A 15,564-nucleotide genomic window follows, 5' to 3' on the forward strand; every position below is an offset into this window, starting at 1 on the left:
CGGCATACATCCTTCCGCCTTCATTAGGCGCTAAAGGGTATGCTGGATTTACGCGGCCAACAAGCCATGACAAAGTCATCGCGTTGATTGTCGCCTCTCTCAACTATAAGCTTACGAGGTTAGCTGTCGGATTCGGGCAGTGAGAGTTGCCCTACATCAGCCGAAGTCCATGGCTTTCGGTCGATGATTCACCCCTGCAACGCCGTCCTCCGACTCTCACATCGGATCGCAGCGCCGCGATAAACGGGAAATTCCAGAATACTGGAGTTATCCCGCTGTGGTTCCCCCGCTTCCCGTTGCAATGAACGGGAACTCAGCAAGTGCAGCATTGGAAACAAATTACGTAACCATGAATCGAATCATACTCCCAGCCAATATTTGTGTAAAGCGATAGCGGGTGCAAATAGGTTGAAAATTCGAGGGAAAAGGATAGGTTATAACGCTTACATAATGTTACTTCTTGAAAATAATCGATTTATCTCGTTCTTTCTCTCCTTTTCAAAAACTAGACGCTAGGGATAACATAGTGGCTCCCGTCACTGATCAACCTGCTTTTAATTGCATGCGATTACGGAAGCCATAATGAGAATTTCAAAGAAAGAAGCGTATTTTACGAGGATAATGGCAGGTATATTGGCAATTTGCCGAAAAGAAGGGCAATATCGCCCGTCTGTTATTTTACAACGTGACGATTCCGGTTTAATATGAACGCCATGCCAGAACATGGCTCATACATCTATCGCTGAATTCTGATCGGACAGAAACGGGGGAACCAACGCTTGCGTTCATCGTCATAAGATGCGATGATCGTAGGGCACGGGGTGAATCGGACGAAAGCGCAATGCGCACGTCTGTAGGGAAGCTCTCTATCCCGAATCCGTCAGCTAACTCCGTAAGCGAAATCAAGGAGAGAATTGCAAAATGATAACTGTAGTATACAAAGGAACGGAACCGCTGCCCGACATTCAGCAGCTGCCGTCAACATTAAAAGTGCTTCACATCGAGTTGTTTATCATCCCGGCTGAATCCGGTTATCGCGCCTATATGCGCTTATCAACTAATATCGGCATCGGGTGGGGCGAGCTATTCATTCAGCAGAAGGAGCAGCCTGCGGACTGGAACGCTTGGTGCTCTTCTGCACCTCACTATATGGGCTGGGTCAACCTGCATACCGCTGCAGGCTCTCCCCGTTCGGAGAACGTCAGAAATCCCGAGCTGCGCAGTCTCTTCGATGACGCTGTACGCCAAGTATGCCGCGGCCAGTCCCATCCTGAATCACATCAGCCTTCACAGGCCGGATATGCCGAGCTATTCCGTCAATCGGTCTTTTATTTGTCCTTATACTAGCTGTCCCCCTAGTCTGGATCATAGATGAAGCCGCCTCACGAAAATGCGAGGCGGCTTCATCTGTAAATGATGCGATTCTATTTAGCTGATGCCTTTGCTTCAATAAAGTAATAAAATCCGGTCGTCTTAATCCCCCGAGCCTCCGCATGCTTATCGAACTGCGTCTGAATAGCTTTGAAGCATGTTTCCCTTACATATTGCGAGAAACTGTCGCTTTGACCAAAACATAACAACGCCAAAATATCCTCAGCCGCAGGCAGCCATACCAGCTCCTTCAACACCGTCATTCGGATGTCAGTAAGTCCGCTAACCGCCAGCCGCTCTTGAATGCGATCCAGCGTAGGCGTACCTGGTGCAGGTCCGGCGAATAAGCCGGGAAACACCTCCCCCAATTCACCGCCTTCTCCATTACCGTCGCCCGGATGGAGCATAATTAGCGAGCCTCCAGGCCGGACAACCCGATTCCCTTCCTCATACCAGCTTGTTGGTCCCTTCTTTGTGTAAGCAACGTCGAAATAATGATCAGGAAACGGAAGCCCCTGCTTGGTTGAGCCTACTACATACCGGACATTAGCGCTTCGATACCGTTCGTTGGCTGTCCGAATAAAGCCTTCTGTCATATCGTAACCGGTGACCTCCACCGCTTGCTCCGACCAGCGGTTCGTGTACTCACCATGCCCGCAGCCGACATCAAGTACTCTGCCATGTACGGCAGAAGCGAGTTTTTCAGTCAAGACCGTCTCCGCCGCCTGCCCCTCCACATTCGCCGTCCATGGGTATTCATACTTTCCAGTCCTTACTGCCAACTGTTTACACCAGGGCATGCTTTGCCCGCTTACAAAATCAGGATGAACCGATAAATCGGGAAACATAGACTTCCTCCTCTATTGGATATCAATCTCGTAAAGATGCAGAGCTACTATTATACAGGTAAAATTTTCCCATTTGTATGGATTTTGAAATAAAATAAAAGAAAACGAACGATTTTCAGAAAAATGGCCAAATAGAGTAAATAGCGATAAAGGAGGGAGTTATTTGTGGCGGTTACAACGATATCTGAGCTTGTCGGCTTGGCGCTGAACGGACAGGAGGAAGCCTTCGAACAGCTTTATAACGAAACGGTCAACGAAGTGTACCGCACTTTATACTATTTGAGCGGCAGCCATACCGATGCCGAGGATATTGCGCAAAATGTATATTTGGAGCTTTATCGAAATTTGGACAAATACGATCATTCCCGCAGCTTGCAGGGCTGGCTGTATGGCATTACGATTCGTCAGCTTCACGCCCATAGGAGGAGAAGATGGAAGGAATACCGGAAGGAGCAAAAGCAGCGAGAGCAGCATACAACACCGCTTGCAGCTTACAATGATGTCTCTGTTGGCGAAGCGCAAGATGATTCCGTCATGGATGAATTGCACAATCTTCCCGTGAAGCTGAAGGAAGTGCTTGTGCTTCGTTACATCAACGACTTGTCGCAGCAGGAAATTGCCGATGCGCTGGCTATTCCGGTCGGGACGGTCAAGTCCAGATTAAATCAGGCGCTTGTGCAAATGAGAAAAAAATTGGAGGGGAAATCGATATGAATCATTTCGAAAATGTTGGCGAGGAAGCTTGGATCAATCGGATGAAATCGAAGGCGGAAACTATACTGCCTCCAGCTCAATTGAAGCGTAAAATTATGGAGCAAATCGAAATGCGCAACGGCAACGGCGAGGTCCTGGCATCCGTACGCGTCGACACCTTCCAGCCCGATGATCCGATGGATGCCATCATCCAGCAATTGAAGCCAGGTATGGGAAAAGCGATTTATATCGCTGCTCAGGGCGATCGTACCGTCAGCCAGCAAACAAACTATGCAGCTGTCCTCTGGCCTCATAGCTTGGAGCAGCTGTTCGAGGAGGCTGCACCATGGAATCCTCCACTGCCAGTCGAAGCTGAAATTCGCCGCATTGAAGTCTATTACGGCTTCGATGATGTAACGGAAGAAGAAATTGAAGAAATGATAGCCGAAAGTGAGCAGCAAAGTAAGCCCGTCGTCGTTCGCGATCTTCGTCCAAATAAGAATATAGTCGGGGCAAGACTGCTGTATGATCAAGCGGACAGAAACTTTGAATGCCGCTTGTTCGGAACGACAAAAAGCCGGATCCATGTGCCCGATATGGAACAGCAAACGATCGAGCGTTTGCTCATCCATGGCCAGGAGGCCGTTTACTTGCAAAACGACGAGGTGCGGCAGCTAATCTGGGCAATGGAAGTTCCCCAGACTTCAAGAGCTGTGCAATATGAACTGCGGGCTGAACATAGCGATCGCGAATGGCTGCTTCACATCGCCAACACGATTCCATTTGCCTAACGGAACTATTAATAAATCATGCTATCCGCTTGCTGCGGCACCATTTGAGTAAACAAAATGTAAAAGTGCATGTTGTTTTCGCTCAAAAGCTCCAAAACAGCATTCAAAATGCAAAAGTGCAGTTGAAATCGCTCCATTTCACCTAATCGGGGCTTTTTGGGCCAATCAAACTGCACTTTTACATTTTGATGCTTAAAATCTCCGAAAACACGGCCTCCAACCTGCACTTTTACATTTTGATTCGTTGCAACCGGCATCAACCTCGAAATTGTTCCTATGACGGCCAGTTGCATACCCTGGGATGAGCGGAGTGTTTTGAGCTCGGGATGACTTTTCGCAGATTCTATCCATTACTCAGCGCAATGCGATGAGGACAATGGAATCAAGAACGGCAGCTCGAGCCAAAACGCGCAGCGATTCCCGCACAGCCAACTCACACGGTTCCTTGACCGTCTGTGCTTACCTGGAATGAGCGGAGCGTTTTGAGCTCGGGATGACTTTTCGCAGATTCAATTCATCACTCAGCGCATTGCGATGAGGACAATGGAATCAAGAACGGCAGCTCGAGCCAAAACGCACAGTGATTCCCGCACAGCCAACTCACACGGTTCCTTGACGGTCGGCTACATACCCTAGGATGCGCGAAGCGTTTTGAGCTCGGGATGACTTTTCGCAGCTTCAATCCATCACTCAGCGCAATGCGGTGAGGACTATGGAATCAAGAACGGCAGCTCGAGCCAAAACGCACAGCAATTCCCCGCACAGCCCCACATTATCCCTCGCTCTCAGCCGGCTTAATCAAGCTCAGCGCAGTGTCTATGGCACTCGCAACGAATGAACGATCCGGCCGGGATTTCAAAAAAACCGTAAGCCCGATCAACTGAATGATCAGCGACTGAGCGGTCTGCTTGGCGTTTACAGTCTCATCCAGCTCCCCTGATCGTATGCCGCGCTCAATCGTCTCCTGAAAAATAACGGACAAGTACATCTGGTGCTCCCGCGTCAAAATTTCGAACTTCTCATCATGGGGCGAAAGCTCGACCATCGTATTGATGCAGAAGCATCCCCTGCTCGGAGCTTGCTCATAAGCTTCATCCGCCAAGCTTTCAAAAAACGTGCGAAACGCTGCCCTTACCGACGTATGCTTCTGAAGACTAGCCCGAATGGATGCAGCATGATTTTGCGTATATTTGCGAAATGCCATTTCGAACAGCTGTTTTTTATCTCCAAATGCGGAATATAAGCTCGGCCGTTGAATGCCCATACTGGAAGTCAGGTCAGTAAGGGAAGTTGCCTCATAGCCCTTCTCCCAAAACTGCTGCATTGCGGCAGTCAGCGCCTTCTCCTCGTCAAATTCCCGTGGACGTACCATTCCCATCCCTCTTTTCATACTGAAAGGTATATATAAATACTACGAATAAGCACGTTCATTGTCAAACAGTTGACATGAGATCATTATGCGCTATATATTTATCGAATAGTTGTTATGTACCAATCAGTATAAAAATAGGAGGTTTTCCTTAGCATGCTCGAAAAACCCGCGCAATCAAGTGCCGAACCGGTGTCTGCTGTATCCGGATTCACTGCCTTTTTATTCGCTGTAGCTGCCGGCTTGTCCGTAGCTAGTATTTATTATGCACAGCCATTGCTGGACACGATGTCGAACGAGTTCAGCCTTGCGCCTTCATCCATGGGTATCGTAATCACCGCTACGCAAATCTGCTATGCGCTAGGTTTGCTGCTGCTTGTTCCGCTAGGCGACAAGCTGGATCGGCGCAAGCTGATCTCCGGGCAAATGCTCTTGTCCGTTGCGGCTCTGCTCGCCGTCGGTCTCGCGCCCAACGCAGCCTTCTTATTTGCTGGCGTCGCAGCCGTCGGTCTGCTTGCGGTTGTCACGCAGACGCTCGTTGCGTTTGCTGCCAGCTTAGCTTCTCCCGTTGAACGCGGACGTGTAGTTGGAATTGTGACAAGCGGCATCGTCATCGGGATATTGCTTGCCAGAACATTTGCCGGCACCTTGACAGACCTAGCAGGCTGGCGTGCCGTCTATCTCGTATCCGCATTGCTTACACTTATTATGGCAGTGACTCTGTTCCGGATATTGCCCAATAGCGAGCAAGTACGTCAACAGGAAGCATTGCCTTATTGGCGGCTTATCCATTCGGTGCTGCTGCTATTCGTGCAAGAAAAGGTGCTGCGCATCCGCGCTGCATTGGCCTTCTTTATTTTCAGTGCGTTCAGCATTTTATGGACTTCTCTTGTGCTTCCGCTGAGCAGTCCGCCGCTTTCACTCTCCCATACGGCAATCGGCGCGTTTGGTCTGGCCGGGGCGGCAGGCGCACTTGCAGCTGCGCGAGCCGGACGCCTTGCAGACAGCGGGCATGGCCAGTGGACAACCGGAGTTGCACTAAGTCTGCTGCTCGTTTCCTGGCTGCCGATCAGTTTCGCCGTTCAATCACTTTTCGCACTTGTGGCAGGCATAATCTTGCTCGATCTTGCCGTTCAAGCCGTCCACGTTACGAATCAAAGCATGATTCTGTCCATTCGGCCGGAAGCACGCAGCAGGCTGACTGCAGGTTATATGATTTTCTATTCGATAGGCAGCGCGACAGGCTCCATCGCTTCGACCCTTGTATACGGAAGTTTCGGATGGCACGGCGTTTGCTGGCTTGGCGCAGCTGTCAGCGGCATGGCTCTTCTATTCTGGGGCGTTACTCTTCGCCATACGAGCGGCAGAAAGATATAAACTATACAATAGAGGGGTTTCGTCTAGAATGTAGAAATGATTACTAAAAATTGGAGGTGTCTTTTATGCCAGATCGCTATAAAACCAACATTCATGCCGTTCAATCTCTGAAAGACTACAAATTCAGCGGATTGGATGCTTCTCTGGTCGGCGCCGTTAAATCAGCAGCAGACTATTATCGCATCGATGTTTCTACCGCATGGCTGTATGGCATAACAGGCAACGCTTTTCTGCATATTTTGGACGAAAACTTGAAAGAACCAAACGGCGGTGAGGTAGAACCTGATGTTTTTCGGCTAGTACGAAATATTGGAATCGATATTCAAGGTCTTCATCAATATGCCAACGGTGAGCATTTGCTGCAGCTTCAGAAGGAGATGTGGGAAAAGGCGAAACTCGCCATCCATGCCGGAAAGCCTGTCTTCGCCAAAAATCTGGACATTAACAATCAGACTTCCCTCATTACCGCTTATGATGAAGCCGGCTACTATACCGATTCGTGGCATACCGGAGAAAAGCTCGCAGAAAACGTCATCCCATGGACTGATCTGGGTTTTGGCCGCTGCACCTGCATAAATTGTGTCCAATCCCGGGATAAAGCAGAAATCTCTCCCCTTCCTGTAGACAGACTGATTTCTTTGCACTGGGCAACGTCTGCTCCGGCTGCCGATCCCTATATTGCATTCAAGGAAACGTTGGCGTACGCCATCCGCTTAAATAATGAGGAGCAATACACCACGGCCGGGAAAACATACACCGTTGGCCATAAGGCTTATCAGAAATGGCTGGCCTCCTTGAAAGCAGGCGAAGTGGACGCCTATTACTTCAGCTTGTTCATAGAAGTATTAGGGGAAGCCAGACGTTATGCAGTGCAATTTCTGACTGAAGCGCAAGAAAAGCTTCCGGCATTAGATCCCTCATTGCTCGATGACAGCATCGCCATCTACAACCAAATTGCTGCGAATTATTCGATACTAGAGACTATGTATCCTTACTCTGAGCCTCCCGTACGCGAACTGAAGGAAAAAGAGCGTTGCATCGAGCTCATTAGCGGTATTATGCACCTTGAGAAAAAAGCGTTGGACACGCTCAAAAAGCTTTATGCGCACATGATCTAACAAGTGCTTGCTCGCATAAATTCATTTCACAAAAAAGCCGGGCTGGCGCCCTTAAAGGGACACCAGCCCGGCTTCATCATCCATTAGACGTGCTGTGCGCTATTCAACTGCTTGAACATTTCATCACGTTCCGCGCGGGAACCTTGTGAGGTAAGCTTGGACCAGCCATACGTAATCTCTTCTTCGCCTTGCGCGAGGCTTTCCATAACGGCATCTGCAAACTCGTCGAGCGGCACGCCCGCGGTGTTGGCTCCAGGTATCCCCAAATCGGTATTCGTATGCGGAGGACAAATCTCAATGACTTGAACGCCATACGGAGCCAGCTGATGCCGAAGCGTCAGCGTGAATGAATGAAGCGCCGCTTTAGTGGCACTATAAACAGGAGCAGACGCGATAGGCACATGGGACAAACCGGAAGTAACATTCAGGATGACCGATTGCTCATTGTTTTTCAAATGTGGCGTAAATAGAGCGGCCAGATGAATCGGCGCCGCCAGATTTGTTGTCAGCTCAACCTCTGTATCCTTCCAAGGCTCCCCTCCATCGACAGTTATAAACCGCATAACACCGGCGTTATTAAGCAGAACATTAACATCAGGATGCTCCAGTGTAATCTGTTCGAACAGTGCAATGCGCTCTTCTTCCTTGGACACATCGAACCGATACGTATAAAGCTCTGGATAAAGCGTCTTAGCCTCCGCCAGCTTGTCCTCTCTTCGTCCGACGATGATTACTTTATTGCCAGCCTTTATCCATCTCGAGGCAAGCGCCAGGCCAATGCCGCTCGCGCCTCCTGTTATGAGAATCGTGTTGGAATCCTGTTTCATATCCATTCTCCTTCTTGTGTAATTGATTTATACGGCGTCTTCACATAAGCTATTGTATAGCTGAAAAAACGCATCAAGAAGGTGTCTGGTTATACTGGTATTACGACTCCTACCTTCTTCCGCTCATGAACAGGAGGATTGGAATTTGGCCAAAAATGAAATAAACCGATATAGCGAATTAGCCCATTTTCTCCGCAATCGCAGAGAACGTTTAACACCTAAGCAAGCCGGGCTTCCCGAGGCCGGCCGCAGGCGAACACCCGGCTTGCGGCGCGGAGAGGTTGCCATGCTTGCCGGAGTCAGCTTGGAGTGGTACACCTATCTGGAGCAGGGCCGTTCGATTCATGTGTCAACAGAAGTGCTTGAAGGATTGGCGATTGCCCTTCAATTAGACGCGGCGGAGCGCAAGCATATGTTCCTGCTTGCACACCGGCAGCCTCCGCCCGAACAATCACGGGCGCAAAGTAAAGTGAGTGCGGTATTACAGCGGTTTCTGGATTCGCAGGGATTGAGTCCTGCATGTGCCATGGATGCCAGAATGAATATCGTGGCTTGGAATGAGGCCAGCTGCATACTGAATGGCGATCTAAACAAGATGTCTGAACAACAGCGGAATTTGCTATGGTATACCTTTACAAACGACGACTTCCGCAAATTAAAGGGAACGGAATGGGAAGAGCATGCTCGCCGGACCGTCGCCCAATTCCGTGCTGATTATGCCCGTTACGGCGACGATCCTTGGTGGGGCGAGCAGGTCAGAGACTTGTCCGGGATCAGCGAGGAATTTCGGGCTTACTGGGAACAGCATGACGTCTTGGACTATACCCAGGCACATAAAATTATGCAGCATCCGGTTGTTGGCGAGCTGGCATTCGACTATATTTCGTTCCAGCCGCAGGACAAGCCGGATTTGAAAATTTCCATTCACATTCCGCTAGATGACGGGGTAACGAAGGAAAAAATCCGAAAGTTTCTGGAAGAAAGAAACTGATATCCCGTGCTAAGCCCGCTTCGTTTCCTGCTGCGGGTTTGGCACAAGCCGCACATCCTTCGTAAACCATAAGCGATAGCTGATTTGGCTTAACAATATTGCCGTTAATGCTGCGGATGATGCGAGTACAAACATAATCAGCATCTGATAACGGACCGCTTCGATCGGATCGGCTCCGGCCACGATCATGCCTGTCATCATTCCGGGCAGTTGAACGAGTCCGACCGTTTTCATTCCGTCAATCGTCGGAATCATGCTGGAGCGGACAGACCGTTTGACGGCTCCCTGAATCGCTTGCCGGGCTGTTGCCCCAAGCGCCAGCAGCGTCTCGACCTCGCCGCGCGACGATTCAAGCTCGCGTTTCATCTGATTCAAGTAGATGCCGGCTACAATCATCGAGCTTCCGATAACGATACCGCTCACCGGAATGATATATTGAGGCGTAGGCTCTATAATGGAGAATCCGAGCAGCAGCGCCATCGTCAGCCCTTCCGTACAAGCCAGCGTTATCGCAATTCGAAGGCGAATGCCACGGATCTCCCTGGCTCGCGACCCTGCATTCCATGACGCGACGCCAATCATACACACTAATATAAGAATGATAAACAACGGATTCTGCGTATCGAATATGAAATGCAGTACATAGCCGATAAAAAGAAGCTGCAGCGCGGAGCGGACCGTTCCGATAAGGATGTCCTTCTCCAAGCCAAGCTTTTTCCAGATGGACAAAAAAGCAGTAATGGCGACAAAAACAAGCGTACTCGCCAGAGCTAAATTACTCATCCCCATTCGCCTCTCTTTCAAGAGGCTTTTGAATAAAGCGCCGTGCCTGCTCGGTAGATGGTCCTTGAAAAAAAGCTTTCGTATCTCCACGTTCCAACAGCTTTCCCTCGCTCATGAACCAAATCTGATCGCTGACTGACCGGCTTTGCTCCATATCATGCGTAATCCAGGCCATCGCAGTTCCTTCACGCTCTGCCAATCGGTTAAGCATCTGCTCCACTGCTTCTTTACTAGTTGGATCTAAGGAAGAAGTTGTCTCATCCAGTAAAAGCATTGAGGGGCGCAGCAGCAAGGATCGGACTAGCGCAGTCCGCTGCTTCTCTCCTCCAGACAGCTCAGCGGCAGGCTTTGTCCAAGCTAAATGTCCAAGCTCCGCCTCGGCCATATAGCGGCGGGCTAGCTGTTCGTCAAACGGCGTGCCATGCAGCATGCTGGCTGTTCGTAAATTCTGTTCCACAGTCCCGGCGAGCATAACTGGCGCCTGCGCGACGTAGCTGATTTTTTTTCGCCATTCCTCCGGTTTAAAGGATCGCTGTGCCTTGCCCTCCAATTGAAGCTCGCCTTCATCAAACGATTCCAGCAAGGCGGCAATACGCAGCAGCGTGCTTTTTCCCGTGCCTGAAGCTCCCAACAGCGCAATGCGCTCCCCTTTATCTATGCCAGCCGTGACTCCTTGAAACAGCCATTCCCCTGCTTTATCCGGCCTTCGTTTACTTATCTGATTCATGCTCAATAATGGAGCCAAGTTTGTTCCCCCTGTAATTCGTGTGTCCCATAATAGGTATAGCTACATTATAAACCTGAAGAAGCTAATCTTGCATATCTCTTCTATCGGCTCTTTATTTTACGTATAATGAAAGAGAAGGAGTGATATTGTATTGTTGACAGCAATAAACAAACAGACTTTTGGGTCTCATATGACGATGAAAGCCTGGCATCCGCTTGCTTTAAGCCATTAATTACGGCTTACAAGGAGATTGAAAGCCGGGGAGGAGATTTCTCCTCTGAGCTGTACCCGCTTCTGACTTCAGGTCAAAAAGCGCTGTTCGTCTTCCGAACGCATTATCTGCATGCCATCAAGTCTGAAGCTGACTATTACTGGTGGACGGCCTATTATATGGCCCAGCCTTTGAGGTGGAAGGGGCTGCTGCAAAGCCTCAAGTATTTCGATGATTCTGAAATGCTTGCTCTGCTGGAACGTACAGAACAATCGCTTAGGCAGCGGAATCATCCTCGAAGCCTGGCAAACTTCGGCGTCTCGCTGCAGGATATGGAGACGGATCCTACGCTTCATGCCGAGATGAGCCATTTTTATCATTTTTATGTAGAAGCGTCTACCTGGAACGTAATTACCCGATATATTCGTCTGCATCCCGAACAATTCGTCCATTTCGAATAGGTTATTATAAAAAAGACTTGCCGGATTCACGATTAAATCTTCGCGAATCGGCAAGTCTTTTTATCTATTATACGCCTGCTTTAGCCTGTTCGAATTGCGATCTGACGATTTCCGTCGCTTCAATCATCGTACGCAGCGATGCTACAGTCTCGTCGATGCCGCGTGTTTTCAATCCGCAGTCCGGGTTAATCCAGAACAGCTCCGGATCCAGCACCTTCAGCGCGCGTCCGATCATGTTCGTCATCTCAGCAACCGCCGGTACGCGAGGGCTGTGAATGTCGTATACGCCAAGACCGATGCCCAGATCATACGTATGCTCCTCAAAGCTGTGAATCAGCTCGCCATGGCTGCGTTTTGTTTTCAAGCTGAAAAATGTATAAATATACGGCATGACATATTTTATACAACACTTTTTTCATACCTGAATGCTTTGAATTATACACGGTTTCTTAGAAGAAGGACAGCACAATTCCGACGGCGAAGCCGCAGATCGCGCCGTTAACGCGAATCCACTGCAAGTCATTGCCGATTTTTTGCTCCAGCATTTCGACGAGCGATTTATCATCCATTTTATCCAAGTTGTCGCGAACGAGCATGCCAATCCGATAATGATTGCGTTCAATAAGCTGAACCGTATAATCGAGAATGGTCCGCTCCCATTGCTGAAGCAGCTCTTCCTTCTCCTTGGCGCGATCCGTCAAGTAACGGACGCCCTTCACCACAGAGCGGCCGCCCCCGCTATATTCTTCCTCCAGCTTGTCCAACAGCAATTGACGCAGCTCTTCCAGGCGCAGGTGAATAAACCGCTCCAGCTCCACGCTGTCAGCCCCGCTCTCCAGCCATTGCTTAAGCTGCTCCATGAGCGCTTCATTCTCATGCAGCTTCTCGGCTGCGGATTTCACTTCGTTCAACAGCTTGGTCCTGTTCTCGCTGCCAGGCTGGCTCAAGTCGCGAATAGCGGAGAGCAGCATATTTTGCACCATTGGACCGAGCTTTTCCGCACTCATAAATCCGATAAACGCTTGTACTGCAAATCCCATAAAGCCGCCAACCTGCAGCTCCTCCAGCTTGCTATGGGCTAATTTGCCGAGCAATTGCTCTGTTTCCCGCTTTGACACCCACTGCTTGCCCTCGTCAAGCAAATAATCGAGCGCTTTCTCATCCCAGCCGTCATGAGCAAACTTATCGGTCAGCTTCTGCACGATCGGCCGAATGTCCTGTTTCCGCACATAATCGGCAACCAGTCCGCGTATAATGCCGCTAAAACGCTCCAAAGGCAGCCGGTCCAACGAGGTTTGCGCGAATTGGACGAGACTCAGCCTCGTTTTTCGTTTGCCGATGAGCCGGACAACTGAAGACGCCAGGCCGTTGAACAGCTTTAGCTCGCTAAGCTTGCGGCTGATGCTGTCCTTGTTCAGCAGCTCGTTCTCCATTGCTGAAATAAGCGAATTTACGATTTTATTGCGGTTTTTGAGCAGCAGCGACGTATGCGGAATCGGAATGCCAAACGGATGGCGGAATAAAGCAGTCACCGCGAACCAATCGGCAATACCGCCGACAAGCCCGGCCTCAAAGCCGCTTTCGAGCATTCTGACCCAGCCTGTATCCGGCAGAAAATATTTGGTGGCAATAAATCCCGCACCCATAGCGGCCAGCGAAATCGTTGCGATATATCTTGTTCTCATCAAGCTTACTTCCCTTCTGGAACGACTGTCCTGCAAACCATGCGGTCAGCGTTAATCTCGGTTGCATCTAACCTAATTATACCAGATAATAAAGTGAACATTTCAATCTGGCGCAATGCGTCTTTTTTATTGGATAAAAGGAGAATTACATTGACTAAGACAAAAGCAATTTTGCTTAAAATAACGCCGCCTCAATTTTTAACACTGGGCTTCATTCTTATTATAAGTATCGGCTCGATACTGCTCTCGCTTCCTGCCGCAAGCACCGATGGAATGCGCACTCCGTTCATCGACGCTCTGTTCACCGCCACTTCGGCGGTATGTGTGACCGGCCTTGTCGTCGTGGATACGGCCACCCATTTTACGATTTTCGGACAAGTCGTTATATTAACACTGATGCAGATTGGCGGCCTTGGCTTTATGACGATGGCAACGATGCTCGCGCTCGCTTTCCGCAAACGTATTTCCTTGCGGGAAAGACTGCTGCTTCAGGAGACGATGAATCAGGCTTCTCTTGAAGGGATCGTCCGGTTTATCCGGCGAGTGCTGGTCTATGCATTCGTCATCGAAATCGTTGGCGCGCTGCTGCTCGCGATGCGGTTTTCGCTGACAATGCCCTTTGGCAAGGCGCTCTACTTTGGTATTTTCCACAGTATTTCCATGTTTACGAATGCTGGATTCGACATATTAGGCACGGTGCATGGCCCATTCTCCAGCTTTGTCGGCCACGTTGACGATCCGATCGTCAACTTCGTCATTATTATGCTGATCTTTCTCGGCGGCATCGGTTTTATCGTATTGGCAGAACTGTGGGACTTCTCGAAGGTTCGCAAGCTCAGCTTGCATTCCAAAGTGGTACTGACCACTTCGGGTATCCTTTTTCTCGCAGGTGCGGTTCTCATCTTCATCTTTGAATTTACGAATGCTAGAACGCTAGAGCCGCTCGGCATCACCGGCAAGCTCTACAGCTCGCTGTTCCAATCGATCTCCCCGCGTTCTGGCGGGGCAAGTACGCTCGACATCGGCGCAATGCGGAGCGCGACCCAGTTTCTGATCGTCCTGCTGATGTTCATCGGAGCTTCGCCCGGCTCGGCGGGCGGCGGTATTAAAGTAACGACCTTCGCCATTCTCGTCGGTGCCGTCATGACAATGATCCGCGGCAAGGAGGACGTCGTCTTTTTCAAAAGAAGACTGGCAAAGGACCGCGTTCACAAGGCGCTCACGATCTCCATCGTTGCGCTGTCCGCCATCGTCCTGTTCACGATGTTAATAAGCGCCACGGAGGACGTTGAAATATTGACCGCGCTGTTCGAGGTCACCTCAGCATTCGGCACGACAGGGTTATCGATGGGCTTAACGCCCCATCTGACGCTGCTCGGCAAGGTGCTCATCATTACGATGATGTTCATCGGCCGTCTGGGGCCCCTCACCCTCGCCTTCACGCTCGCTCCTGGGGAAAAGGAGCTGTACCGCTATTCGGAAGGGAAAATTATGATTGGCTAGTTAAAAAAAGCTGGAATCACCCCTTACAGGTGTTCCAGCTTTTTTTCTATTGTTTGCGAACCTGCTAGTCATTCAGCAGCAGCACGCTGCTCTACTGCGAACCTGTTTCGCTATTGCCAAACTCCCAGCAGCATCTTGCCCTGCAACGAACCTGCTTCGCTTTTTAGCGAAACTAAATTCGCTCTTGCCAAGCTCCCAACAGCTCGCCACCCTACAACGAACCTGCTTCGCTTTTTAGCGAAACTAACTTCGCTCTTGCCAAGCTCCCCAACAGCAAACCGCCCTACAACGAACCTGCTTCGCTTTTTAGCGAAACTAACTTCGCTCTTGCCAAGATCCCAGCAGCAGACCGCCCTACAACGAACCTGCTTCGCTTTTTAGCGAAACTAACTTCGCTCTTATCAAGCTCCCAGCAGCAGACTGCCCTACAACGAACCTGCTTCGCTTTTTAGCGAAGGTAACTTCGCTCTTCGATGGTACTTTGTGTAGCGCAGCGAGCTGCAGCGAAGCTAGCTTCGCTATCCGTGAACCTTCGTTCTCCAACAGCGAAAATCAATTCGCTATTGGGCCGACGTTTCCCGCTTCAGAGGTCTACAGCGAAATTAGGTTCGCTAATTTGCGAACCTGCTTCGCTCTTCCCAAGCTCCCAGCAGCACGTCACCTTACAACGAACCTGCTTCGCTTTTTAGCGAAACTAACTTCGTTCTTCGACGGTACTTTGTGTAGCGCAGCGAGCTGCAGCGAAGCTAGCTTCGCTATCCGTGAACCTTCGTTCTCCAACAGCGAAAATCAATTCGCTATTGGGCCGA

Annotated in this window: 15 protein-coding genes, 1 pseudogene and 2 riboswitches; of the genes and pseudogenes, 8 read left to right on the forward strand and 8 right to left on the reverse strand. The window is 49.9% G+C overall.

Going from position 1 to position 15,564, the window contains the following annotated elements:
* Positions 1-93 precede the first annotated feature (93 nt).
* Positions 94-329, reverse strand: a riboswitch (cyclic di-AMP (ydaO/yuaA leader).
* A 401-nt stretch (positions 330-730) separates the two neighbouring features.
* A riboswitch (cyclic di-AMP (ydaO/yuaA leader) is annotated at positions 731-914 on the forward strand.
* 7 nt (positions 915-921) lie between these two features.
* The gene (locus tag ACFVVF_RS10970; RefSeq protein WP_387808326.1) at positions 922-1,347 is read left to right on the forward strand and encodes a hypothetical protein; all 426 of its coding nucleotides are present in this window, start codon (positions 922-924) and stop codon (positions 1,345-1,347) included.
* A gap of 77 nt (positions 1,348-1,424) precedes the next feature.
* On the opposite strand, the gene ACFVVF_RS10975 is transcribed toward ACFVVF_RS10970, so the two are convergent.
* Positions 1,425-2,219, reverse strand: a complete 795-nt coding sequence (locus tag ACFVVF_RS10975; protein WP_387808328.1) for a class I SAM-dependent methyltransferase — start codon at positions 2,217-2,219, stop codon at positions 1,425-1,427.
* 165 nt (positions 2,220-2,384) lie between these two features.
* On the opposite strand from ACFVVF_RS10975, the gene ACFVVF_RS10980 reads away from it, so the two are divergent.
* The gene (locus ACFVVF_RS10980) at positions 2,385-2,933 is read left to right on the forward strand and encodes an RNA polymerase sigma factor (RefSeq protein ID WP_387808331.1); all 549 of its coding nucleotides are present in this window, start codon (positions 2,385-2,387) and stop codon (positions 2,931-2,933) included.
* Positions 2,930-3,703 (forward strand): hypothetical protein, encoded by a 774-nt coding sequence (locus ACFVVF_RS10985; protein ID WP_387808333.1) that lies wholly within the window; start codon positions 2,930-2,932, stop codon positions 3,701-3,703. The genes ACFVVF_RS10980 and ACFVVF_RS10985 overlap by 4 nt, the downstream gene beginning before the upstream one ends.
* 8 nt (positions 3,704-3,711) lie before the next feature.
* Here the strand turns inward: ACFVVF_RS10985 and ACFVVF_RS10990 are convergent, their stop codons facing one another.
* Both ACFVVF_RS10990 and ACFVVF_RS10995 read right to left on the reverse strand, forming a co-directional pair.
* Positions 3,712-3,960, reverse strand: a complete 249-nt coding sequence (locus ACFVVF_RS10990; protein ID WP_387808336.1) for a hypothetical protein — start codon at positions 3,958-3,960, stop codon at positions 3,712-3,714.
* Positions 3,961-4,475: 515 nt separating this feature from the next.
* Entirely contained in the window at positions 4,476-5,075 is a 600-nt protein-coding gene (locus ACFVVF_RS10995) for a TetR/AcrR family transcriptional regulator (RefSeq protein ID WP_387808338.1), read from the reverse strand.
* 153 nt (positions 5,076-5,228) lie between these two features.
* Here ACFVVF_RS10995 and ACFVVF_RS11000 point away from each other — a divergent pair, with 153 nt between their 5' ends.
* Both ACFVVF_RS11000 and ACFVVF_RS11005 read left to right on the forward strand, forming a co-directional pair.
* Positions 5,229-6,449 carry an MFS transporter gene (locus tag ACFVVF_RS11000; RefSeq protein WP_387808341.1) on the forward strand — a complete coding sequence of 407 codons (1,221 nt, stop codon included), beginning with the start codon at positions 5,229-5,231 and terminating at the stop codon, positions 6,447-6,449.
* A 65-nt stretch (positions 6,450-6,514) separates the two neighbouring features.
* Complete coding sequence (locus ACFVVF_RS11005; RefSeq protein WP_387808343.1) at positions 6,515-7,567, forward strand: hypothetical protein; 1,053 nt, start codon at positions 6,515-6,517, stop codon at positions 7,565-7,567.
* An 83-nt stretch (positions 7,568-7,650) separates the two neighbouring features.
* On the opposite strand, the gene ACFVVF_RS11010 is transcribed toward ACFVVF_RS11005, so the two are convergent.
* Positions 7,651-8,394, reverse strand: a complete 744-nt coding sequence (locus ACFVVF_RS11010) for an SDR family oxidoreductase (protein WP_387808345.1) — start codon at positions 8,392-8,394, stop codon at positions 7,651-7,653.
* Positions 8,395-8,539: 145 nt separating this feature from the next.
* On the opposite strand from ACFVVF_RS11010, the gene ACFVVF_RS11015 reads away from it, so the two are divergent.
* The gene (locus ACFVVF_RS11015) at positions 8,540-9,385 is read left to right on the forward strand and encodes a helix-turn-helix transcriptional regulator (RefSeq protein WP_387808347.1); all 846 of its coding nucleotides are present in this window, start codon (positions 8,540-8,542) and stop codon (positions 9,383-9,385) included.
* Positions 9,386-9,394: 9 nt separating this feature from the next.
* On the opposite strand, the gene ACFVVF_RS11020 is transcribed toward ACFVVF_RS11015, so the two are convergent.
* Both ACFVVF_RS11020 and ACFVVF_RS11025 read right to left on the reverse strand, forming a co-directional pair.
* Positions 9,395-10,168: an ABC transporter permease gene (locus ACFVVF_RS11020; RefSeq protein ID WP_387808348.1), complete on the reverse strand. Its 774-nt coding sequence runs from the start codon at positions 10,166-10,168 to the stop codon at positions 9,395-9,397.
* The gene (locus ACFVVF_RS11025; RefSeq protein ID WP_387808351.1) at positions 10,161-10,913 is read right to left on the reverse strand and encodes an ABC transporter ATP-binding protein; all 753 of its coding nucleotides are present in this window, start codon (positions 10,911-10,913) and stop codon (positions 10,161-10,163) included. Before ACFVVF_RS11025 ends, ACFVVF_RS11020 begins: the two co-directional genes overlap by 8 nt.
* A gap of 372 nt (positions 10,914-11,285) precedes the next feature.
* On the opposite strand from ACFVVF_RS11025, the gene ACFVVF_RS11030 reads away from it, so the two are divergent.
* The gene (locus ACFVVF_RS11030) at positions 11,286-11,567 is read left to right on the forward strand and encodes a hypothetical protein (protein WP_387808354.1); all 282 of its coding nucleotides are present in this window, start codon (positions 11,286-11,288) and stop codon (positions 11,565-11,567) included.
* A 67-nt stretch (positions 11,568-11,634) separates the two neighbouring features.
* Here the strand turns inward: ACFVVF_RS11030 and ACFVVF_RS11035 are convergent.
* Together ACFVVF_RS11035 and ACFVVF_RS11040 are read right to left on the reverse strand one after the other, a co-directional pair.
* A pseudogene (locus tag ACFVVF_RS11035) lies at positions 11,635-11,934 on the reverse strand (5-methyltetrahydropteroyltriglutamate--homocysteine S-methyltransferase); the annotation flags it as partial.
* Positions 11,935-12,016: 82 nt separating this feature from the next.
* Entirely contained in the window at positions 12,017-13,252 is a 1,236-nt protein-coding gene (locus ACFVVF_RS11040; RefSeq protein WP_387808357.1) for a DUF445 domain-containing protein, read from the reverse strand.
* Between the two features lie 150 nt (positions 13,253-13,402).
* Here ACFVVF_RS11040 and ACFVVF_RS11045 point away from each other — a divergent pair, with 150 nt between their 5' ends.
* Positions 13,403-14,755 (forward strand): TrkH family potassium uptake protein, encoded by a 1,353-nt coding sequence (locus ACFVVF_RS11045; RefSeq protein ID WP_387808360.1) that lies wholly within the window; start codon positions 13,403-13,405, stop codon positions 14,753-14,755.
* Positions 14,756-15,564 lie beyond the last annotated feature (809 nt).

It is taken from the genome of Paenibacillus sp. NPDC058174, assembly GCF_042883865.1.
In the GTDB taxonomy this organism is placed as follows: Bacteria; Bacillota; Bacilli; order Paenibacillales; family Paenibacillaceae; genus Pristimantibacillus.